The sequence below is a fragment of the Bradyrhizobium sp. B039 genome (assembly GCF_038965675.1).
GTDB lineage: Bacteria > Pseudomonadota > Alphaproteobacteria > Rhizobiales > Xanthobacteraceae > Bradyrhizobium > Bradyrhizobium diazoefficiens.
In genome coordinates this window covers 8482885-8502239 of record NZ_CP152416.1, presented here as the reverse complement: position 1 = coordinate 8502239, position 19355 = coordinate 8482885, and the positions used below count along the sequence as shown (strand labels likewise).

General features: G+C 65.0%; 23 protein-coding genes. 12 read left to right on the top strand and 11 right to left on the bottom strand.

The genetic code is table 11. From position 1 onward, the window contains the following. Nucleotides 1–42 precede the first annotated feature (42 nt). The 3 genes from AAFG50_RS40175 to AAFG50_RS40165 form a co-directional block, all read right to left on the bottom strand. Nucleotides 43–921, bottom strand: coding sequence for a shikimate dehydrogenase (locus AAFG50_RS40175; RefSeq protein WP_011083879.1), 879 nt, complete (start codon nucleotides 919–921; stop codon nucleotides 43–45). 144 nt (nucleotides 922–1065) lie between these two features. Further along, nucleotides 1066–2004 carry a LysR family transcriptional regulator gene (locus tag AAFG50_RS40170; protein ID WP_011083880.1) on the bottom strand — a complete coding sequence of 313 codons (939 nt, stop codon included), beginning with the start codon at nucleotides 2002–2004 and terminating at the stop codon, nucleotides 1066–1068. 249 nt (nucleotides 2005–2253) lie between these two features. Then, nucleotides 2254–2430, bottom strand: a complete 177-nt coding sequence (locus AAFG50_RS40165) for a hypothetical protein (RefSeq protein WP_053815098.1) — start codon at nucleotides 2428–2430, stop codon at nucleotides 2254–2256. 166 nt (nucleotides 2431–2596) lie between these two features. Here AAFG50_RS40165 and AAFG50_RS40160 point away from each other — a divergent pair, with 166 nt between their 5' ends. The 7 genes from AAFG50_RS40160 (at nucleotide 2597) to AAFG50_RS40130 (ending at nucleotide 7925) form a co-directional block, all read left to right on the top strand. After that, nucleotides 2597–3325: a LuxR family transcriptional regulator gene (locus tag AAFG50_RS40160; RefSeq protein WP_028172714.1), complete on the top strand. Its 729-nt coding sequence runs from the start codon at nucleotides 2597–2599 to the stop codon at nucleotides 3323–3325. An 83-nt stretch (nucleotides 3326–3408) separates the two neighbouring features. Then, complete coding sequence (locus tag AAFG50_RS40155; RefSeq protein ID WP_028172715.1) at nucleotides 3409–4068, top strand: acyl-homoserine-lactone synthase; 660 nt, start codon at nucleotides 3409–3411, stop codon at nucleotides 4066–4068. A gap of 1 nt (nucleotide 4069) precedes the next feature. Continuing rightward, nucleotides 4070–4288 carry a hypothetical protein gene (locus tag AAFG50_RS40150; RefSeq protein ID WP_028172716.1) on the top strand — a complete coding sequence of 73 codons (219 nt, stop codon included), beginning with the start codon at nucleotides 4070–4072 and terminating at the stop codon, nucleotides 4286–4288. Between the two features lie 312 nt (nucleotides 4289–4600). Beyond that, nucleotides 4601–5518, top strand: a complete 918-nt coding sequence (locus AAFG50_RS40145) for a branched-chain amino acid ABC transporter permease (protein WP_011083884.1) — start codon at nucleotides 4601–4603, stop codon at nucleotides 5516–5518. After that, nucleotides 5515–6459: a branched-chain amino acid ABC transporter permease gene (locus AAFG50_RS40140; RefSeq protein ID WP_011083885.1), complete on the top strand. Its 945-nt coding sequence runs from the start codon at nucleotides 5515–5517 to the stop codon at nucleotides 6457–6459. Before AAFG50_RS40145 ends, AAFG50_RS40140 begins: the two co-directional genes overlap by 4 nt. Continuing rightward, on the top strand, nucleotides 6452–7219 hold the full coding sequence (locus AAFG50_RS40135) for an ABC transporter ATP-binding protein (RefSeq protein WP_028172717.1): 768 nt from the start codon (nucleotides 6452–6454) through the stop codon (nucleotides 7217–7219). The genes AAFG50_RS40140 and AAFG50_RS40135 overlap by 8 nt, the downstream gene beginning before the upstream one ends. Then, nucleotides 7212–7925 carry an ABC transporter ATP-binding protein gene (locus AAFG50_RS40130; RefSeq protein ID WP_028172718.1) on the top strand — a complete coding sequence of 238 codons (714 nt, stop codon included), beginning with the start codon at nucleotides 7212–7214 and terminating at the stop codon, nucleotides 7923–7925. The genes AAFG50_RS40135 and AAFG50_RS40130 overlap by 8 nt, the downstream gene beginning before the upstream one ends. Nucleotides 7926–8125: 200 nt before the next feature. On the opposite strand, the gene AAFG50_RS40125 is transcribed toward AAFG50_RS40130, so the two are convergent. From AAFG50_RS40125 to AAFG50_RS40115, 3 genes are all read right to left on the bottom strand, one after another. Continuing rightward, on the bottom strand, nucleotides 8126–8539 hold the full coding sequence (locus AAFG50_RS40125; RefSeq protein WP_028172719.1) for a hypothetical protein: 414 nt from the start codon (nucleotides 8537–8539) through the stop codon (nucleotides 8126–8128). 333 nt (nucleotides 8540–8872) lie between these two features. Then, entirely contained in the window at nucleotides 8873–10309 is a 1437-nt protein-coding gene (locus AAFG50_RS40120; RefSeq protein ID WP_028172720.1) for a glutamine synthetase family protein, read from the bottom strand. Between the two features lie 136 nt (nucleotides 10310–10445). Beyond that, on the bottom strand, nucleotides 10446–11804 hold the full coding sequence (locus AAFG50_RS40115) for an aromatic ring-hydroxylating dioxygenase subunit alpha (protein ID WP_028172721.1): 1359 nt from the start codon (nucleotides 11802–11804) through the stop codon (nucleotides 10446–10448). Between the two features lie 115 nt (nucleotides 11805–11919). Here AAFG50_RS40115 and AAFG50_RS40110 point away from each other — a divergent pair, with 115 nt between their 5' ends. Next, a complete protein-coding gene (locus tag AAFG50_RS40110) occupies nucleotides 11920–12705 on the top strand; it encodes an IclR family transcriptional regulator C-terminal domain-containing protein (RefSeq protein WP_028172722.1) in 786 nt (261 codons plus the stop codon). Nucleotides 12706–12776: 71 nt separating this feature from the next. Continuing rightward, entirely contained in the window at nucleotides 12777–13109 is a 333-nt protein-coding gene (locus AAFG50_RS40105; protein ID WP_028172723.1) for a PRC-barrel domain-containing protein, read from the top strand. A gap of 91 nt (nucleotides 13110–13200) precedes the next feature. Here the strand turns inward: AAFG50_RS40105 and AAFG50_RS40100 are convergent, their stop codons facing one another. The 5 genes from AAFG50_RS40100 to AAFG50_RS40080 form a co-directional block, all read right to left on the bottom strand. Continuing rightward, the gene (locus AAFG50_RS40100; RefSeq protein ID WP_028172724.1) at nucleotides 13201–13635 is read right to left on the bottom strand and encodes a VOC family protein; all 435 of its coding nucleotides are present in this window, start codon (nucleotides 13633–13635) and stop codon (nucleotides 13201–13203) included. Nucleotides 13636–13724: 89 nt separating this feature from the next. Next, a complete protein-coding gene (locus tag AAFG50_RS40095) occupies nucleotides 13725–14231 on the bottom strand; it encodes a helix-turn-helix domain-containing protein (RefSeq protein ID WP_231166605.1) in 507 nt (168 codons plus the stop codon). A gap of 176 nt (nucleotides 14232–14407) precedes the next feature. Then, nucleotides 14408–14557 (bottom strand): hypothetical protein, encoded by a 150-nt coding sequence (locus tag AAFG50_RS40090; RefSeq protein WP_231166604.1) that lies wholly within the window; start codon nucleotides 14555–14557, stop codon nucleotides 14408–14410. 69 nt (nucleotides 14558–14626) lie between these two features. Further along, entirely contained in the window at nucleotides 14627–15019 is a 393-nt protein-coding gene (locus AAFG50_RS40085) for a group II truncated hemoglobin (RefSeq protein WP_028172725.1), read from the bottom strand. 266 nt (nucleotides 15020–15285) lie between these two features. Then, complete coding sequence (locus AAFG50_RS40080) at nucleotides 15286–16194, bottom strand: helix-turn-helix transcriptional regulator (protein WP_011083896.1); 909 nt, start codon at nucleotides 16192–16194, stop codon at nucleotides 15286–15288. A 121-nt stretch (nucleotides 16195–16315) separates the two neighbouring features. Here AAFG50_RS40080 and AAFG50_RS40075 point away from each other — a divergent pair, with 121 nt between their 5' ends. The 3 genes from AAFG50_RS40075 (at nucleotide 16316) to AAFG50_RS40065 (ending at nucleotide 19346) form a co-directional block, all read left to right on the top strand. Next, nucleotides 16316–17857 carry a benzoate-CoA ligase family protein gene (locus AAFG50_RS40075; protein WP_011083897.1) on the top strand — a complete coding sequence of 514 codons (1542 nt, stop codon included), beginning with the start codon at nucleotides 16316–16318 and terminating at the stop codon, nucleotides 17855–17857. 130 nt (nucleotides 17858–17987) lie between these two features. After that, a complete protein-coding gene (locus AAFG50_RS40070) occupies nucleotides 17988–18806 on the top strand; it encodes an alpha/beta hydrolase (RefSeq protein ID WP_171463734.1) in 819 nt (272 codons plus the stop codon). A 21-nt stretch (nucleotides 18807–18827) separates the two neighbouring features. Further along, nucleotides 18828–19346 carry a DUF309 domain-containing protein gene (locus AAFG50_RS40065; RefSeq protein WP_028172726.1) on the top strand — a complete coding sequence of 173 codons (519 nt, stop codon included), beginning with the start codon at nucleotides 18828–18830 and terminating at the stop codon, nucleotides 19344–19346. Nucleotides 19347–19355: the final 9 nt, after the last annotated feature.

Sequence of the window (19355 nt, the reverse complement as noted above, 5' to 3'; positions counted from 1 at the left end):
CTCTGATGTTGTTGTCCGCGGCCTTGTGTCCGGCCGCTTCGGTTACGCTGCGTGATAGGCTGAGCTTCGTGCCGCCATCACCTCGTCAAAAGCCTCTCCCATGACTTCGGTCGATGGGGCAAGGCCGGTGAACAGTTCGAAAGCGTCGGCGGCCTGGTAGATCGCAAGCTCCCGCCCGGTCATGATCTTCGCGCCGCGCTCCTGCGCCGCGGCCAGCAGCGGCGTGATCAGCGGCGAATAGACGGCGTCGGCCACCCAGAGCTTCTCGTGCAGCAGCGCAGCCGGAACAGGCATGCCGCGGTTCGGCAGCATGCCGACCGGCGTGCCGTTGACGAGGCCGGTCGCGCCGTCGAGCGCGTCCTCGACGCTTTTCGCGACCCTGGCGCCGCCGTGCTTGGCAAGCAGTGCGGCAAGTTTTTCGGCCCGCGCCGGTTCGGAGTCGAAAATGCGGAGGTCGGCGACCTCAAGGCTCGCCAGTGCGAAGGCGATCGCCTTGCCGACGCCGCCCGTGCCGATCACGGCAACCGCATTTCCAGACGGCGCCAGCAGCGGCGCCACCGCGCGCGCAAAGCCGGTGGTGTCGGTGTTGTGGCCGGTCAGGCGGCCGTCCCTGACAACGACGGTGTTGACCGCGCCCATCGCGGCGGCGCCCGGCGCCAGTGCGTCGAGCAGTGGGACCACCGCTTCCTTGTAAGGATAGGTCACGTTGACGCCGGCAAAGCCGAGCCGCCGCACGCCTTCGAGCATCAGCCTCAGTCCGGCCGCGTCGGCGCCTGCGACCTCGATCAGCTGGTAGTGACCGCGCAGGCCGAGCGCCTCGGCGGCGCGCTCATGCATGGCGGGGGAAGCGGAATGCGCGATCGGCGCGCCGATCAGGCCGGTGAGGAGTTTCTTGCTGGCGGCGTATCCGCGCTTCGACATGGTTCGCTATCGTCTCGTTGGGAGCGTTCGGTCCCGGCCATTAGCGGGGAAACCTGCGCAATTCCAAGGGGGCTTCCGCGTGCGACGATAGCCTTTCCCTCGCCTAACACAATTACCCTTATGCCCCGCAAACCTAACATCATGTTATTTCTTCCGTCCGCGCGCAGGCGCAGCCCTGCCGTTGCCGCGGGACGGCTCGACCGCGCGCATCTCGGCGCGCAGGGATTCGATGAAATACTCGACGTGAAGCGACAGCGGTGCGCCGCGCTTCACCGCGATATAGGTGTCGAACCGCGTCGGCTCGGTGATCTTGAGCAGCTCGATCCCGGGATAGCCGCCATGGGCCACCGTGAACTGGTCGATGACGGCGATGCCGAGCCCCGCTTTCACCAGCGCGCAGACCGTGGTGCCGAAGCGCGCGCGGATGGTGATGTTGTAATCGAGCCGGTTGCGCGAAAAGATCCCGGCCATGATCCGGCCGTAGGGGTCGTTCGGATCGATGCCGATCAGCGGATAGCGGGTGATCTCGGCCGCCGACACCTGCTTGCGGCCGGCGAGCTCGTGGCCGGGCGGCACGATGCAATAGAGCTCGCCCGAGGCGAGCGGCAGGAAGTCGAGCCCGGAATGCTCGAGCCGGTAGCTCATCGCCACGCACTCGCCGCGGCCGAGCAGGAGATAGTCGATGGCCTCCTCGAGCTTGAGGATGTTGATGTCGATGCCGAGATCGGGATAGCGGCGCCGGACGCGCTCGATCGCGCGCGGCACCATCACCTGCGAGATGCTCGGCACCGAGCCGATGCGCAATTCCGACAGGCCGCCGCGGCCGATCTTGGAGATGATCTCGGAGAGGTCGTCGACCTTCTTGTAGACGCCGTTGATCTGCTCGAAGATGTTCTCGGCTTCCGGCGTCGGGAAGTAGCGGCCGTTCTGGCGCTGGAAGAAGCGGATGCCGAGCGAGCGCTCGGTGTATTTGACGAGGCGGCTGATCCCCGGCGCCGAGACGTTGAGCAGCTTCGCCGCACCGCCAATGGTGCCCGTCACCATAACGGCACGGATCACTTCAACCTGGCGCAGCGTCATCATGTCCCGGGCTTCCGAAGGAGGATCGTGCGGCGATCATCTCACGAGAGAAGCGAGGTCAGCCAGCGGCAAATGGCGAACCATGGCAGCGCAGCGAGCGATTCCCCTGCCCTCCAGGGGAGGGTAAGGGCGCCGCTCATTCGCTGACGATGATGGCGGAGTAATTTCGCGGTTGGCGTGTTTCGACTAAAATCTGCGCGTTCAAATGGAAGGGCGGCGGCGTGGCGCGATCTGTTGCATCGGCGTCGTCTGCTAGCTCGCCGGCCCTTCGGGCGATACGCTGTTCGCGAACTCGGCGCGCTCGCTTTGTAGCACCTCGCGCGCGAACTCGATGATCTTCTGCTTGTTTGCCGTTTCACGGACGGCGAAAAACACGCGGTTCAATTCCAGGCCGAGCACGCTGTTGAGGGCGATGTTCTCGTCGTCCATCGTGGTTTTCCCGCTTTGTACGCCACAGGTGTAACTTGACGTCCCTTCTTCCACAAGTAGATTAAAGCTTCGGAGCAGGCGGATACCGGAGAACTACGGAAGCAGCGAATTGAGGCAGCCCCCAAATACGTGCTATAGCGGACGGCGAGAGTCAGGAAACGCACCGATGTCCGCCGTCGATTATGGCCGGGAAGCGCTCGACTTCATCGAAGGCCTGGGTGTCTATCGCAAGGTACCGGACGCCATGAGCGCGCTTGAAGCGGCCTTCGGCCGTTTCGGCTTCGAAACTATCATTGTGACGGGATTGCCGAATCCCGATCAGCGGTTTGCGCAGATGGTGCTCGCCAAGCGCTGGCCGGCGGGATGGTTCAATCTCTACACTCAGAACAACTATGACCGCTTCGATCCCGTGGTGCGGCTGTGCCGGCAATCGGTCAATCCGTTCGAGTGGTCGGAGGCACCCTATGATGCCGAGCTCGAGCCGAGCGCGGCCGAGGTAATGAACCGCGCCGGCGATTTTCGTATGTCGCGCGGCTTCATCGTGCCGATCCACGGGCTCACCGGCTATGAAGCCGCGGTGTCGCTCGGCGGCGTCCATCTCGACCTCAATCCCCGCAGCAAGCCGGCGCTGCACCTAATGGCGATGTATGGCTTCGACCACATTCGCCGTCTGCTCGAGCCGACGCCGTATCCGTCGACGCGTCTCACCCCGCGCGAGCGCGAGGTGATCTCCTGGGCTTCGCAGGGCAAGTCGGCCTGGGAGATCGGCGAGATCCTGCACATCACGCAGCGCACCGCCGAAGAGCATCTTGCAACTGCTGCGCGCAAGCTCGGTGCGGTCAACCGTACGCATGCGGTTGCGCTGGCGATTCGCCACAAGATCATCAATCCCTAAGCGACGTACTGGGAAATTTCCCAATATCGAACCTGCCTCTTTTCGCAGAGGCTGCCCCCCATTGAGGCTGAATGGGGGTTTCCATGATTCACGCAATTTCCGCGGTCAATCGCCACTTATACGAGGACGTACTCGAGCAGCATTTCCGGCTGCGTCATGACATCTTTGTCGAGGAGCGGCACTGGGAGACGCTGCGCAGGCCGGATGGCCGCGAGGTCGATTCCTATGACGACGAGGATACCGTCTATCTGCTTGCGCTGGAGGGACGGCGCGTCGTCGGCGGCCACCGGCTCTACCCCACGACCAAGCCCTCGATGATGAGCGAGGTCTTCCCGCATCTGGCGGCGGTTCGCGGCTGCCCCTCGGATCCGCTGATCTGGGAATGGTCGCGCTACTTCGTCGTCCGCGATCGCCGCGACGGCGCGCTCAACCTGCAACTGATGGCGGCGGTGCAGGAGTTCTGCCTCGACCAGGGAATCGCGCAGGTCAGCGCGATCATGGAAACCTGGTGGTTGCCGCGCTTCCACGAGGCCGGCTTCGTCGTGACGCCGCTCGGCCTGCCGGCTCTGGTCGAGAACGCCTGGACCATGGCGGCCACCGTCGACATTCGTCGCCAGACGCTCGATGTCCTGCATGATCGCATCGGCATGCCTTCCATCGTGCAACAGGACGGCCCGCGTCTGGACGCCGTCGCCCGTGCCAACCTTTGCGGCCTCGCTGCCGCGCAACGAAAGAGCGCCTGAAATGTCGAATATGATGCGGGACAGCCAGATCATGGCGCAAATCAACGACGAGAATCTCGGCTACATGTCCGACATGGCGCTCGAGCTGGCGCAGATGGCGGACGACTCCGGACTGACGACGCTTGCCTATCTGTTCCGGATGGCCGCACTGGAGGCCTCGACGGCAAACAGCGTGCTCGCCGAGCCGGGCGATCTTCCCCGGCAGATGACGTCGCACTAGACGCAACCTTCTTCACTTCTTTCATTCCGACGACGTCCTCACCCTCTCCCCGGCCTACCCGGGGGGAGGGTGATCGTTTGGGTGCGGCAGGTTGCCCCATGCTGCGCGGCAGCCTTCTTGCATCGCAGGACAGGTTTCGGCCGTGTGCGCCGGGATGCAACAAAGTGCATGTTTGGTGTCAAATCGCTCTTGCCTCTGAACGATACTGCCATTACCCATTTTTCGGCCTTGAAGAGGCAGGGGGAGCTCTTTCACTGATGGCGACCGTGTTCGAACATCGGCGCGACGCTGCGTGCGCCTGAAAGAGTCTTGATGCTGCTCGTCGTCGAACAGTTTCTGAACGGATTGCAGTTCGGCCTGCTGCTGTTCCTGCTCGCCGCCGGCCTGACGCTGGTGTTCGGGATCATGGATCTCGTCAACCTCGCGCACGGCTCGCTCTACATGATGGGCGCCTATTTCGCCGCGACCTTCGCGGCCTGGACCGGCAGCTTCCTGCTCGGTGCGCTGATGGCGCTCGGAGCAACGCTCGTGCTCGGCATCGTGCTCGAGATGACGGCGCTGCGGCATCTCTACGGCCGCGACCATCTCGACCACGTGCTCGCGACCTTCGGCCTGATCCTGTTCTTCAATGAAGCCGTGCGGCTGATCTGGGGCCCGGCAGGCCTGGCGCTGCCGCTGCCGGCCTGGCTCACCGTGCCGGTGCCGATCCTGCCCGGCATTCACTATCCCGCCTATCGCCTCGCCATCATCGTGGTGGCGCTGCTGGTCGCGCTGCTGCTCTATCTCGGCGTGATGCGCACCCGCATCGGCATGCTGATCCGGGCCGGCGCCTCCAACCGCGAGATGATCGGCGCGCTCGGCATCAACATCAAGCTGCTCTACACGCTGGTGTTCGGTCTCGGTGCCGCGCTCGCCGGCCTTGCCGGCCTGATGCAGGCGCCGATCCTCACCGTGCAGATCGGCATGGGCGAGAACATCCTGATCCTGGCCTTCGTCATCATCGTGATCGGCGGCATCGGCTCGATCCGCGGCGCGTTCCTGGCCGCGATCTTCGTCGGCATGATCGACACGCTCGGCCGCGCCTTCCTGCCGAACCTGCTGCGGCAGGTGCTCAGCGGCGCCGCTGCCTCCACCGCCGCGCCCGCGCTGTCGTCCATGCTGATCTATCTTGTGATGGCGATCGTGCTGGTGGTGCGGCCGGAGGGGCTGTTTCCGGCCAACCGTCGATGAAGGCTTTCACGGTGAGCAAGGCCGTCACGGCCCTGATGCTGGCGGGCCTCGTGCTGCTGCCGCTCTATTCGCAAGCATCCGGCAACGTCTTCATCCTGACGCTGTTCACCCGCATCGTCATCCTGGCGCTGGCCGCCGCGAGCCTCAACCTCATCATGGGTTTTGGCGGCATGATGAGCTTTGGCCACGCCGCCTATCTCGGCATCGGCGGCTACGCCGTCGGCATGCTCGCGCAGGAAGGCGTAGGTTCCGGCTTCATCCAGTTTCCAGTCGCGCTGGCGGCCTCCGCGATCTACGCGCTGGTGATCGGCGCGCTCTCTTTGCGCACCCGCGGCGTCTATTTCATCATGATCACGCTGGCCTTTGCGCAGATGGCCTATTACGTCGCCTCGGGGCTGGCGCGTTACGGCGGCGACGACGGCCTCACCGTCTACAAGCGCAGCGACTTCTCCGGGCTGATCAATCTCGGCAATCGCGTGCAGTTCTATTATCTCTGCCTCGCCTGTCTTCTCGGCGTCCTGTTCCTGATCTGGCGCATCGTCAATTCGCGCTTCGGTCTCGTCGTGCAGGGCCTGCGCTCCAACGAGCAGCGCATGCAGGCGATCGGCTTTCCCGCCAAGCGCTATCAGTTGGTCTGCTTCGTCATCTCCGGCATGATGTGCGGACTTGCCGGCGCGCTGCTCGCCAACAACACCGACTTCATCAGTCCGGCCGTGATGTACTGGACGCGTTCCGGCGACCTCATGGTGATGGTGATCCTCGGCGGCATGGGTACGCTGTTCGGCCCGGTGATGGGCGCGGTGGTGTTCCTGCTGCTGGAGGAATTCCTGTCGCAGATCACCGAATATTGGGCGCTGATCATGGGGCCGCTACTGCTGCTGATCGTGCTGTTCGGGCGCGGCGGCATCATGGGCATGCTCGGGAGGGCTGGCCGTGGCTGAACCGTTGCTCCGCGTCGAGAAGCTGGTTCGCCGCTTCGGCGGCATCATTGCAACGGACAACGTCTCGCTCGACGTCGCGGCCGGCGAGCTGCACGCCATCATCGGCCCGAACGGCGCCGGCAAGACCACGCTGATCAGCCAGCTCACCGGGCATCTCGAACCGCATTCCGGCAGCGTCTCGCTCGGCGGGCGCGACATCACCTACCTGCCGGCCTATCGCCGCTGCGCGCTGGGGCTGGCGCGGTCGTTCCAGATCACCTCGCTGCTGCTCGACTTCACCGCCGCCGACAACGTCGCGCTGGCGGCGCAGGCCCATGCCGGCACCTCGTTCCGCTTCTTCGCCAGCGCGCGCAAGGAAAAGGGCCTGCGCGACGCCGCCCATTCGGCGCTCGATCGCGTCGGCCTGTTGCATCGCGCCGACGTCGTGGTGTCGAGGCTCAGCCATGGCGAGCGCCGCGAGCTGGAGCTTGCGGTCGCGCTGGCCAGCAAGCCGAAATTACTCTTGCTCGACGAGCCCATGGCCGGCCTCGGCGTCACCGAATCCCAGCGCATGGTCAAGTTGCTCCAGGAGCTGCGCAGGGAGGTCTCGATCGTGCTGGTCGAGCACGACATGCCGGCGGTGTTCGCGCTGGCCGACCGCATCTCGGTGCTGGTCTATGGCCGCGTCATCGCCTCGGGCGATCCGGCCGCGATCCGCGCCAACGAGGACGTCAAGCGCGCCTATCTCGGCGACCAGCATGTGGTGACGCACCATGGCTGACACGCTGCTCGACGTTGACGGCATCGAGACCTGCTACGGCCTCTCCCAGGTGTTGTTCGGCCTGTCGCTGTCGATCAAGCCGGGCGAGATGGTCTCGCTGATGGGCCGCAACGGTATGGGCAAGACGACGACCATCCGCTCCATCATGGGCCTGACACCGGCGCGCGCCGGGAGCATCCGTTTTGCGGGCTCCGAGGTGCGAACGCAGCCGTCCTACAGGATCGCAAAACTCGGCGTCGGCCTGGTGCCCGAGGGACGCCAGATCTTCCCGAACCTCACCGTGCGCGAAAACCTGGTCGCGGCGGCGGCCGACCGCTTCGGCAGCAGCAATCCCTGGACGCTCGCGGCCATCTACGTGATGTTCCCGCGCCTCGCCGAACGCGCGTCGAACATGGGCAACCAGCTCTCCGGCGGCGAGCAGCAGATGCTGGCGATCGGCCGCGCGCTGATGACCAATCCGAAGCTCCTCATTCTGGACGAAGCGACCGAGGGCCTTGCGCCATTGATCCGCGAAGAAATCTGGAACTGCCTGTCGCTGCTCAAGAGCCGGGGCCAGTCGATCCTGGTCGTCGACAAGAACGTCGATCACCTCGCCCGCATCTGCGATCGCCACTTCATCATCGAGCGCGGCAAGACGGTGTGGAGCGGCACGTCGGATCAGCTGATGGCCGAGCCGGATCTGCAGCACAAATATCTGGGGATCTAGCGAGCTCGGCGAGGTGAGGGGCAGAGCGCTCCCGCCGATCTCTCGGTGTCGTCCTGGCGAAGGCCAGGACCCATACCGCGAGGTCTATCTATTTCATGTGGTATCAGTTCCGAACCGCCAGTCTTCGCCAAACCCCTCCCTGGGGTAATGGGTCCTGGCTTTCGCCAGGACGACGCCGGGGAGAAAGCGTCGCACCTCGATCACCAATAAATCCCATGCCGGTGCAGCTCGCGGATCACGCGGGCCTCGGTGGACGGCTGGCGGCGCTTTGGCTTCGCCGTTTCGGTCGTGCTGGCCACCGGTGCGGCAGTGGACTGAGTGGGGGGCGTGGCAACCGGGGCGGTCGCGACCGATGCGGCTGCCGTCGGCGGCGTCGTAGCAGTGATTGCGGCTGGCGGTGTTGAGGTCGGCGCGGTCGTCGCCGTCTGCAGATTCGGCGCCTGCGTTGCCGCTGGAGCCTGCGTCGTCTGCGCCGGCACGGTTGCCGTCGCGGCCGGCGGCTCGGTGGCCTGCTGGTTCGAATTGGTTGCCGCAAGGCTCAGGCTCCGCGGACCACCGGCATAGGCCTCGGTTGCGAGCAGCGACATCACGGCGATCAGGATCAGCTTGCGCATGAGAACCCCCGTTATCTGGCCAATATGTCTTACCCAATTCGCATGCGCCGGCGCCTAACGCGACAGGTGGTGCGTGCCGATTTCGATCAGGGTGGCCCGGCAGGACAAGCGATAGATCAGACTGAACAATCGACCCAACATGACCGAACTCCGTTGTTGATCATCGGCAGGAACTCTAGACCCCGTGTCTTTCCGGCGGTTTTCGAGGGGGGAGGAAAATGGCTTCGTCGGATGGTGGTGAGATGTCGTCGGAACAGGCGGGACGAAGTCGCCTCACAGCGGCGTGAGCCGTGCGCTATGGTGCTCCCCAGGGCCGCCCGTCGAGAGGGGGTGTCAGAATATCTCGAAATATTCGCGGTGCTCCCAGTCGGTGACCTCGGCGAGGAAGCGGTCGATCTCGGCGTTCTTGATGTGGGTGTAGTAGTCGACGAACTCCGCACCGAACTTCTCGCGGAAGAACGGATCGTCCTTCAGCGCCGCAACCGCATCGCGCAGTGACTTCGGGAGCAGCGGCGCCTTGGTCTCGTAGGGGGTGTCGGCCGACGGGCCGGGATCGAGCTTGCGATCGACGCCGTCGAGGCCGGAGAGGATTTGCGAGGCCATGTAGAGATAGGGATTGGCAGCCGGCTCGCCGATGCGGTTCTCAAGGCGCGTGGCGGCATCGCCGGCAGCCCCGAGCACGCGGATCATCACGCCGCGATTGTCGCGGCCCCAGATCGCGCGGTCGGGCGCCAGCGAATAGGAGCGATAGCGCTTGTAGCCGTTGATGGTCGGGGTGGTGAACACGGCGGACGCGCGGGCGTGGTCGAGCAGGCCGGCAAGGTAGGCGCGGCCGAACGCGCTGAGCGGCTCGCCGCCTGCCTGCGCCATGAACTGGTTTTCGCCGCTCGTGCGCGAGACGATCGACTGGTGCAGATGCCAGCCGCTCGCGAACAGGTTCGGCAGTTTGGGGCGGCACATGAAAGTGGCGTGATAACCGTGGCGCCGCGCGATCTGCTTCACGGCCGAGCGGAACAGCACCATGTTGTCGGCGGGCTCGATGCCCTTCCTCGGCGCGAAGGTGAACTCGCACTGGCTTGGCCCGAACTCGACCTCGACCGAGCGCAAGGGCAGGCCGAGTGCGACGACGTCGCGGCGCAGGATCTCCAGCACCGGCTCCATCTGATCGAAGCGCTGCTCGGTGAGGTACTGGTAGCCGTGGCTGAGCAGGCTCACCGAGGGCGGCGTCCCGGGCTGGCCGGCGTCCTCCGCACGCATATGCGGATCGTCGAGCTTGAAGATGTGGAACTCGACCTCGAGCCCGGCGACGAAATCGTGGCCGCGGCCAGCAAGCTCATCGAGCACCTTGCGATAAAGCCCGCGCGTTGCGAACGGCACGGGGCGGCCGTCATTGAAATGGAGATCGCACAGCACCCAGCCCGTGGTCGGCGCCCATGGCAGCACGCGGAAGGTGGTGGGATCGGCAACCATCAGCACGTCGGCTGCGCCCTCCATCTCCTTCATGCCGAACCCGCCGCCCGATGTGAACACCGGGAACACCGTGCGGTGCGAGGTGTCCTTGGCGAGCATGGTGGTGGTGATGGAGCAGCCGCTCTCCAGCGAGGCGATCGCCTCCGCGGCGATGATGGTCTTGCCGCGCAGGATGCCGTGCTGGTCGGGGAAGGCGAGGCGGATGACCTCGAGGTTCTTCTCCTCGACGATGCGGCGCATGCGTTGCGCCGCGTCCTTCTGTTCATCCGACCACAGCGCATGACGCGCGACGAAAGTCACTGCTATTGCTCCCCGATAGCTGTCGTTCCGGGATGGTCCGAAGGACCATGCCCGGAACCTCGAGATTCTCAGGTGCGCAAGTGCGCACCATAGTTCGATGCTATCGCATCGCCCCGGAATGACGATGCCCCAAAAATCACTCCGCCGCCGTCAGCCGATGCACCTTGCCTTCGATCTCCTTCGGCACCGGCGCGGTCCACGGCGCGCCGCGGCGGCGCTTGACGTCGACTTCCATCCAGTAGGTCTCCCAGCCCCGCGTCGGCCCGATGCCGTCCATGGTCGCCGGTCCCTGGATGCTGCGCGCGTTGGCCTCGTCGAGGAACAGCATCGGCTTCTCGCCGCCGCCGACCTTCTCGATCTCCTGCCGCAGCAGGCGGCGGTATTGCACGATCGCTTTATCGCTCTGGCCGAGATGCTCCTTGGTGCGGTCCTGGATCGCGCCCATCGACTCCACCGCCCACTGGTCGTGGACGTTGATGTCGTTGCCCATGCCGGTATAGGTCGCGGTCTGCTGCTCGTGCGGATCGAAACCGTAGTCGTTGCCGCTGTTCTTGCGCGATTTGTAGTCGGGCAGCTCATAGAGCTCGAGCCGCTGGTCGCGCATCTTCTTTTTGTCGACGGGGTTCGTGTAGCTGGTGAAGATCGCGTACCAGTAGCAGTTCTCGTCGTCGACCGGCACGTGCCACTGCGTGATCGTCATCTCCGTGCTCATGGGGATGACGAAGCCGTGCGGGAACAGCTGGTTGGTGACGCGCACATGCGTGCGCTCCTCGTCGATCTCGCGCAGCGCGATCAGCCGGAGGCCGTATTCGGTGTGCTCGACATTGATGATCGGACGGTCGTATTCGCGCAGGATCTTCGTCATCGGCAGGTCGCTGCCCGCAGAGGCGCCGCGGAACTGCTTGCCGTAGGCGGTGGAGGTGTCCTCGTCCTCGAAGAAGCGATGCAGGTAGGATGCATGCGCGGGATCGATCCCGACCTCGAGCGCCTGGAGCCAGTTGCAGGCCATGTGGCCCTTGAACGCGAACGTGTGAGTATCAGGCGCGACGAAGCAGTCGATCTCGGGGAATGCAGGCGGCTCACCCTCGCCGAGATAAGCCCAGAGGATGCCGCTCTTCTCCACGACCGGATACGAGCGCTGGCGGATGTTCTGGCAGAGCTTTGAATCCTTCGGCTCTGCCGGCGTCTCGATGCACTGGCCGGTGGCGTCGAACAGCCAGCCGTGGAAGGCGCAGCGCAGGCCGCCATGCTCGAGCCGCCCGAAGGCGAGGTCGGCGCCGCGATGCGCGCAGTGGCGATCGATCAGGCCGTAGCGCCCTCGCTCGTCGCGGAACAGCACGAGGTTTTCGCCGAGCAGTCGCACGGGGCGGATCGGCCGCGCGCCTTCCAGCTCGTCGACCAGCGCCGCCGGCTGCCAGTAGCTCCGCATCAGCTTTCCGCAGGGGTCCTTGGGCCCGGTGCGGGTGATCAGGTCGTTCTGCTCCTGGCTCATCATGGTGAGTGCATCCCATATCTCGGAGTGGCGTTTGTTCGCCTATTGAACGAATGGGCGAATTATGACATGCCTTGGATCGGCGGCAAGCACTATTTTGCAGGAAAGTCCCGACGCCATGCCCAAGCTGAAGCGAAGCGAGACCGATGAGCGTGCGACGGATTTCGTCGAAAGCCTCGATCGCGGCCTGCGCCTGCTTCAATGCTTCGGCACGACGGTCGGCCCGATGACCCTGAGCGACCTCGCCCGCGCCGCCGATCTTCCGCGCGCCACCGCCCGGCGGATGCTGTTCACGCTCCAGCGCGGCGGCTTCGTCGGTGGTGACGGCAAGCTGTTCACGTTGACGCCGCACGTGCTGACCCTTGCCGCCTCGTATCTGCGGTCCAATCAGCTCGTCACGGTTCTGCAACCGGTGCTCGATCGCGCCGCAACCGCGGCGAACGAAATCTCGTCCCTCGCAGTGCTCGATGGCGACGACGTCGTGTTCGTCGCGCGCAGCAGTCCGGGGCGGATGTTTTCAGGCGGACTCGAGATCGGCTATCGCCTGCCGGCCTTCTGCACGTCGGTCGGCCGCGCCATGCTCGGCCAGCTCGACGATGCCGAACTTGCTGTGCGGCTGAAGGCGATGACGCGCGAAGTCCTGACGCCGCAGACGGTGGCCGATCCCAAGGCGCTGCTCGCGCGCATCGTGGCCGACCGCGCGCAGGGCTATTCGCTGGTCGACCGCGAGGCGGAGCCGCATTTCCGCTCGATCTCGGTTCCCGTGCGGCGCTACGATGGCGTGATCGTCGCCGCCATCAACATGGGCGCCCATGTCGACCGCGTGCCGGCGCAGGAGCTGATCGACCGCTTCCTGCCGCTGCTGCGCGAGGGCGCCGAAGCAGTGCGTTCGCAGTTGCTGTAGCTACAGCGCACTTCGCTCTTCCTGCCTGGCAGGCTATAATGCGCGCGGCACAAGAGAACAGGGAGGATGCCATGCAACATACCATGGTTCCCAGTGATCGCGTGGAGCACGTCGCCGTCTACGGGCGCGACGGCACGAAGCTCGGCACGATCGAGCGGCTGATGCTCGACAAGGTCAGCGGAATGGTCGCCTATGCCGTGATCAAGACCGGCGGGCTGCTCGGTGCTCATCACCATTATCCGGTGCAGTGGAGCGCGCTGAAATACGATCGCGGCCGTCAGGCGTTCCAGGTCGAGCTGACGATGGACGAGTTCAGCAGCGGTCCATGCGAGTTCGATGGCGACGAGTTCGATTGGGGCGACCGCTCGCGGTCCTACCCGCATCCGAATTACTGGTCGGTCTAGAGAGCAGGACGGGTTCGCAGCCGCATCGCTCTTGCGGGCTCAATTGAGCATTGCCCCGCCCACCGAGCGGCATCTGATGCGAGCGTCTGGCCTATCCCGGCAGCGACTCTTCGCCGACCTTGGGCCAATAGGTTCCAAAGCTCCAGAGGCCGCCCTCGGGATCGCGCGCCGCGAAATCGCGGCTGCCATAATCGGTATCGTAGGGCTCCATTTCGATCGTCGCACCGGACGCCTTCACCTTCTCATAGAGTGCGTCGGGATCATCGACAGCCAGATAAATGGCATCCGTACGGTGGCCGCCGATGTCGCCGACCCGCTTTGCGTACGCATCATCGCGATGCGCACCGAGCATGAGGATCGACGATCCAAATGCCAATTCGGCGTGAACGACCGTGCCCTCCTTGCGATAGACCACGCGCTCGGCGGAGCCGAGAACGTTTTTCAGCCAGGCGATCATCGCCTCCGGATCCTTGCAGCGCATGGTGTGGTACAGGCGCGGCGCTTCATAGCCATTCCGCTGGTTCATGAAATTCTCCAGGAAATTATCCAGGTCTATTGCAACGCCAAGCCTAGTTCGGATCGCGCCAGCCGGGCTTGAACAAATGGGACCGGACGCTATCCGCCGCCGTCCCGCATCAGGCGTGGATCCGCAAGATCGAGCCGCGCGGCCCATCCGGTCGGCGTCTCGCCGCTGAGTAACCGGAAGTCGCGGGCAAGATGCGCCTGGTCGGCATAGCCGGCGTCTGCCGCGACGGCTGCCCAGCCGCCTGTCCCGTCCGTGCGGGCCAGTGAGCAGGCCCGATGAAAGCGCAGCATCTGGGCCATTGTCTTCGGCGGTACGCCGATCTCGTTGTGGAAGCGGCGCGTGAGATGCTTGCGGCTCCAGCCTATGTCGGTGGCAAGCTCGGTGATCCGGACCGCGCCTGCCCGTCGCCAGAGCGTATCGAGGGCGAAGGCGATCGCCGGCGAGGGCTCATGCACGGCGCGACGATGCACGAAGTCTTCCACGATCTCAAATCGTCGCTGCCATCCGACCGCCTCGGCAACCCTGGCGCGGAGGTTCTCGCCATTCCGTCCCAGAATGTCGTCCAGACCGACCATGCGCGCGGTCAGATCCGGCACCGCTCCTCCGAAGAAGCGATACGCCCCAAGCGGGGTGAAATCGACCTGAACGCATTCGGCGCGGCCATCGGATTCGATAAGGACCGGTCCGGGAAAGAGACCAGCCGCGAAACTCGGCTGAGCGTCGGCAACATCCGGCTCGCGCCCAAGCGCAATGCGGAAGGGTGTCCCCAAATTCACGAGAAGAGGCAGCGCAAGCGGCGCTGCGTGCCGGAAGCCGGCCCATCGACGCCGCGCTCGCGATAGAACGAGATGCTGGAGACCAGCCGCGCAAGGCGTGGCGAGGCGGGCCGACGGATGACATCGGGGTTTGCGGCAGCGTCCATCGCGCGCAGCATAGCGCCGCAGCGGTGCCCCTCCAAGTGGACGGCGCGCCCCGCCTTGCCTGTGGGTGGCTAGCGGTTGCGCATCCAGTCGGCGAGGCCGGACAGCGCCTTGTCGAGGTCCTGCCGTGCGGCAGCGTCCGCGACCGTCTCCCCCAGCGCGCCGCGCATGCAGGTGAGCCACGCATCGCGTTCGGCATCACCGATGGCAAAGCCGATGTGACGCTGGCGCAGCCGTGGGTGTCCCTTTTCGACGGAATAGAGTCTTGGGCCGCCGGTCCATTCGGTGAGATAGCGCTTCAGCACGTCCCTGATCAGGCCGAGATCGGCTGCATGCATGGCGCGGATGACTTGCGCCTCCGGCAGCGTATCCATCCGTTCGTAGAAGCGATCGACCAGAAGGTCGATCGTGGCACTGCCGCCGATCCGCTCGAACATGGAGATTGCGACGTCGCTATCGGTCATCATTTGTCTCGAGGCTTGCTTGCTGGTCGTTGATACAGTGTTGCCGGAGGTCGCGCAAAATCCTTGCTGTCGTCCCGGACAAGCGCAGCGAAGCGGAGCGCTGATCCGGGACCCATAACCACAGGGGGTAGTTTTGCGATGACTCGTGGTTACCAGCTCGCGCAACAACTTCTCCCTGGGGGTATGGGTCCCGGATCGGCGCGCGCTTGTGGCGCGCTTGTCCGGGACGACAGTGGAGTGTGTAGCTGTAGCGAGCTCGAAACGACCTACAGCGCCACGCTGCGCAGACCAAAGCTGCGCGCTTCGTTCTGGAGCACCGGGCGCACCGCGTCGATCAGGCGCGCGGCGGCGGCATCGACGGAGAGGCCCGCCGTGTCCACCACCGCCGTCGCACGCGAATACAGCGGCTCGCGGCTCAAGAGGATGTTGCGCAGCTCGGCCATCGCGGAGCGATCATCCGCCATCGGGCGCAGGTCGCCCTGGCGGCGGACGCGGGCCATGTGCTCCTCGGGCTCGGCCTTCAGCCAGATCGTGTAGAACGACGACAGGATCTGGTCGAAGGTCAAAGGCTCGGAGACGATGCCGCCGCCGGTCGCCAGCACCATCAACTCGTTGCGCGCGAGCAGCTGTTGCAGCGCCGCCTGCTCCATGCGGCGAAAGCCTTCCTGGCCGTAGAGCGCGATGATCTCGGCGACCGAGAGGCCGTTCTGCTGCTCGACCTCCTTGTTGAGCTCGACGAAGCTCCAGCCGACCTTCTTCGCCAGGATCTTGCCGAGCGTGGACTTGCCGGCGCCGCGCAGGCCGATCAGCGCGATGCCGCAGAACGGCGCGCGCCGCGGCGCGGATGCGCTGCCGCCGGCGAGCACGTCCTTGGCCTGCGCGATCTGCGCGGGCGTCGCCTTGCGCAGGAGATCGCGAAACATCTGCCAGTCCGGCGTCGGATCGGCGCTGGGCAGCAGATCTTCGAGATGCGCGCCCATCGCGTCGGAGACGCGGCGGAGCAGCACGATCGAGACATTGCCCTTGCCGCTTTCGAGCTGCGCGATGTAGCGCTCCGAGATTCCTGATACCTTGGCGAGCACTTTGCGCGACATGCCGCGCAGTGCGCGCGTGGTGCGCACACGCTGGCCGAGCTGTTCGAGGAAGCGGGATTCGGCGTCGGGACTGTCGGTCATGAGCCTTCTTTACAGATGTCCTGCGGCGCGTTTTAATGAAACATAATGCCTGCTGGCATTGACAGCAAGCCGCCGCGGTGTCTTTCTATGAATTATAATTCTAAATTCAGGGGAGAAGTCCGTGAGCGAGGGATCCTATAACGCGGTGACCTGGCTGCTCGACCGTAACGTCGAGGAGGGGCGCGGCAACAAGCTCGCCTTCGACGACACCGTCTCGCGGCTGACCTATGGCGAGCTCCAGCGCGAGAGCCGCCGCGCCGCCAACATGCTGCGCCGTCTCGGCGTCCGCCGCGAGGAGCGCGTGGCGATGATCATGCTCGATACGGTCGATTTCCCGATCGTGTTCCTGGGCGCGATCCGCGCCGGCATCGTGCCGGTGCCGCTCAACACGCTGCTGACCGCGGACCAGTACGCCTACATCCTCGCCGACTGCCGTGCCCGCGTGCTGTTCGTTTCCGAAGCGCTCTATCCCGTCATCAGGGACGTCGTCGGCCGCATGCCGGATCTCGAGCATGTCGTCGTCTCCGGCGCCAAGCAGAATGGCCACAAGCAGCTCGCCGAGGAGCTCGCTGATGAGAGCGACCAGTTCACCACCGCCGCGACTCATCCGGACGAGCCGGCATTCTGGCTGTATTCGTCCGGCTCGACCGGCATGCCCAAGGGCGTGCGCCATCTGCATTCGAACTTGCAGGCGACTGCGGACACCTACGCCAGGCAGGTGCTCGGCATTCGCGAGAGCGACGTCTGCCTCTCCGCCGCAAAGCTGTTTTTCGCCTATGGTCTCGGCAATGCGCTGACCTTCCCGATGTCGGTCGGCGCAACCGTCGTGCTGAACAGCGAGCGCCCGACTCCGGCGCGCATGTTCGACCTGATGAACCGCTATAACCCGTCGATCTTCTACGGCGTGCCGACCTTGTTCGCGGCGATGCTCAACGACGAGACGATGAAGAGCGAGCGTGGCGGAAAGAGCTTGCGCATCTGCACCTCGGCCGGTGAGGCATTGCCCGAGTCTGTGGGCAACAGCTGGAAGGCGCGCTTCGGCGTCGACATTCTCGACGGCGTCGGCTCGACCGAGCTCTTGCACATCTTCCTGTCGAATGCGCCCGGCGACATCAAATACGGCTCCTCCGGCAAGCCGGTGCCGGGCTATGCGGTGCGGCTCGTCAACGAGGCCGGCCAGGACGTCGCCGACGGCGAGGTCGGCGAGCTGCTGGTCGATGCGCCCTCCGCCGGCGAAGGCTATTGGAACCAGCGCCACAAGAGTCGCCGCACCTTCGAGGGCCCGTGGACCCGGACCGGCGACAAATATGTCCGCGACGCCGAGGGCCGCTACACCTTCTGCGGCCGTGCCGACGACATGTTCAAGGTCTCCGGCATCTGGGTCTCGCCGTTCGAGGTCGAGAGCGCGTTGATCACGCACCCGGCGGTGCTGGAAGCCGCCGTCGTGCCCGAGGCCGATCCGGAAGGCCTCTTGAAGCCGAAAGCCTTCGTCGTGCTGCGTCAGGGCGCGAAGACCGCGAACTTGCAGGAGATGCTGAAGGAGCACGTCAAGCAGAAGATCGGCCCGTGGAAATATCCGCGCTGGATCGACGTGGTGGACTCGCTGCCGAAAACGGCGACGGGGAAGATCCAGCGGTTCAAGCTGCGGGAAGGGGCGAATTGATTGGCTTCGTCATTCCGGGGCGCGCGAAGCGCGAACCCGGAATCTCGATCCGCAGACTGCAATCTCGGGATTCCGGATCAACTCGCTTTGCGAGTTGTCCGGAAATGACGGAATGAATGGAACCGACAGCATGACCAACCTCACCCCCACGGGCTTCCTCAGCGTCAGTGGCGCCAGCCTCGAATATAAATGGCTCGCGCCGCAATCAGCGGAGGCACCGACCATCGTCATGCTGCACGAAGGTCTCGGCTCGGTCGGGCTCTGGGGCGACTTCCCGGAACAGCTTCGAGAGGCGACCGGTGCCGGCATCTTCGTCTATTCGCGTGCGGGCTACGGGCAGTCGAGCCCGGTCGCGCTGCCGCGGCCGCTGGATTACATGCACCGCGAGGCGCTGGAGGTGCTTCCGAAACTGCTCGATGCGATCGGCTTCAGGCGCGGCCTCCTGCTCGGCCATTCCGACGGTGCCTCGATCGCGACGATCTACGCCGGCGCGCACCAGGATCATCGCCTGAACGGCCTCGTGCTGATCGCGCCGCATTTCATCGTCGAGGACATCTCGGTGAAATCCATCGCCGCGATCAAGACCGCCTATGAGACCACCGATCTCAAGCCGAAGCTCGCGCGCTGGCACAAGGACGTCGACAACGCCTTCTACGGTTGGAACGGCGCCTGGCTCGATCCGAAATTTCGCGACTGGGACATCTCCGAATACCTCGCCTATATCCGCGTCCCTGTCATGGTCCTGCAAGGCGTGGACGACCAATATGGCACACTGCGCCAGGTCGAAATCGCGCAGGAAGAGTGTTATTGTCCGGTAGATTTGAAAATTATTTCAGGCGCGGGCCATTCCCCGCATCGTGAAGCGCCGGGGGCGACGCTTGACGCAATTGAGCAATTTGCAAAGGCGGCCCTGCGCGACGATCAGGGACTTCAGGGACGCGCCGCATGATGTTGCGGAGGCGCACCTCGCATGAGTGCGCCGCCGAATGCGAGCGGCCCGCTACCGTGGCCGCAATGGGCCTATGTGCCGGGCGAGGCCGGGCTCGATGCCGACTACGAGACGCTCGCCATGGCCAAGGCGCTGGTGCCTTCGGCCTTTCGCGGCCATGTGCCGGCGCGCCATCCGGCGCTGCGCTACGGGCTCGCGCTCAACGACCGCGGCTATTTCTGGGAAGCGCAGGAGGTGCTGGAGGCGGTGTGGGCCGCAGCGCCCCAAGGCGGCCGCGAGCGCATTCTGCTGCGGGCCTGTATCCACATCGCCAATGCGAATTTGCGGCTGCGCATGCAAAGGTCGCATTCGGCGGCACGGCTGTTTGGCGATGCGCTGGCGGAACTGCGCGCGCTGAGCTCGCGCAAGGCGGCGGCCGGCGACGGCTTTGTCGAGAGCTTTCCCATTGCTGCGCTGACGGCCTTGCTCCAGGCCAAGCTCGGTCGTCCCCAGCTCTCCAAGGCCGACTGGATCGCACTCGGCGCCATCGTGCGGTCCTAGGCGTTGGCA

Excerpts from the sequence above, each read along its gene's own strand:
- AAFG50_RS40175 (WP_011083879.1), bottom strand. The coding sequence starts at position 921 with ATGTCGAAGCGCGGATACGCCGCCAGCAAGAAACTCCTCACCGGCCTG.
- AAFG50_RS40065 (WP_028172726.1), top strand. The coding sequence starts at position 18,828 with ATGAGTGCGCCGCCGAATGCGAGCGGCCCGCTACCGTGGCCGCAATGG.
- AAFG50_RS40165 (WP_053815098.1), bottom strand. The coding sequence starts at position 2,430 with ATGGACGACGAGAACATCGCCCTCAACAGCGTGCTCGGCCTGGAATTG.
- AAFG50_RS40130 (WP_028172718.1), top strand. The coding sequence starts at position 7,212 with ATGGCTGACACGCTGCTCGACGTTGACGGCATCGAGACCTGCTACGGC.
- AAFG50_RS40085 (WP_028172725.1), bottom strand. The coding sequence starts at position 15,019 with ATGACCGATAGCGACGTCGCAATCTCCATGTTCGAGCGGATCGGCGGC.
- AAFG50_RS40090 (WP_231166604.1), bottom strand. The coding sequence starts at position 14,557 with ATGGACGCTGCCGCAAACCCCGATGTCATCCGTCGGCCCGCCTCGCCA.
- AAFG50_RS40070 (WP_171463734.1), top strand. The coding sequence starts at position 17,988 with ATGACCAACCTCACCCCCACGGGCTTCCTCAGCGTCAGTGGCGCCAGC.
- AAFG50_RS40115 (WP_028172721.1), bottom strand. The coding sequence starts at position 11,804 with ATGATGAGCCAGGAGCAGAACGACCTGATCACCCGCACCGGGCCCAAG.
- AAFG50_RS40170 (WP_011083880.1), bottom strand. The coding sequence starts at position 2,004 with ATGATGACGCTGCGCCAGGTTGAAGTGATCCGTGCCGTTATGGTGACG.
- AAFG50_RS40140 (WP_011083885.1), top strand. The coding sequence starts at position 5,515 with ATGAAGGCTTTCACGGTGAGCAAGGCCGTCACGGCCCTGATGCTGGCG.
- AAFG50_RS40110 (WP_028172722.1), top strand. The coding sequence starts at position 11,920 with ATGCCCAAGCTGAAGCGAAGCGAGACCGATGAGCGTGCGACGGATTTC.
- AAFG50_RS40125 (WP_028172719.1), bottom strand. The coding sequence starts at position 8,539 with ATGCGCAAGCTGATCCTGATCGCCGTGATGTCGCTGCTCGCAACCGAG.
- AAFG50_RS40105 (WP_028172723.1), top strand. The coding sequence starts at position 12,777 with ATGCAACATACCATGGTTCCCAGTGATCGCGTGGAGCACGTCGCCGTC.
- AAFG50_RS40150 (WP_028172716.1), top strand. The coding sequence starts at position 4,070 with ATGTCGAATATGATGCGGGACAGCCAGATCATGGCGCAAATCAACGAC.
- AAFG50_RS40100 (WP_028172724.1), bottom strand. The coding sequence starts at position 13,635 with ATGAACCAGCGGAATGGCTATGAAGCGCCGCGCCTGTACCACACCATG.
- AAFG50_RS40160 (WP_028172714.1), top strand. The coding sequence starts at position 2,597 with ATGTCCGCCGTCGATTATGGCCGGGAAGCGCTCGACTTCATCGAAGGC.
- AAFG50_RS40155 (WP_028172715.1), top strand. The coding sequence starts at position 3,409 with ATGATTCACGCAATTTCCGCGGTCAATCGCCACTTATACGAGGACGTA.
- AAFG50_RS40080 (WP_011083896.1), bottom strand. The coding sequence starts at position 16,194 with ATGACCGACAGTCCCGACGCCGAATCCCGCTTCCTCGAACAGCTCGGC.
- AAFG50_RS40145 (WP_011083884.1), top strand. The coding sequence starts at position 4,601 with ATGCTGCTCGTCGTCGAACAGTTTCTGAACGGATTGCAGTTCGGCCTG.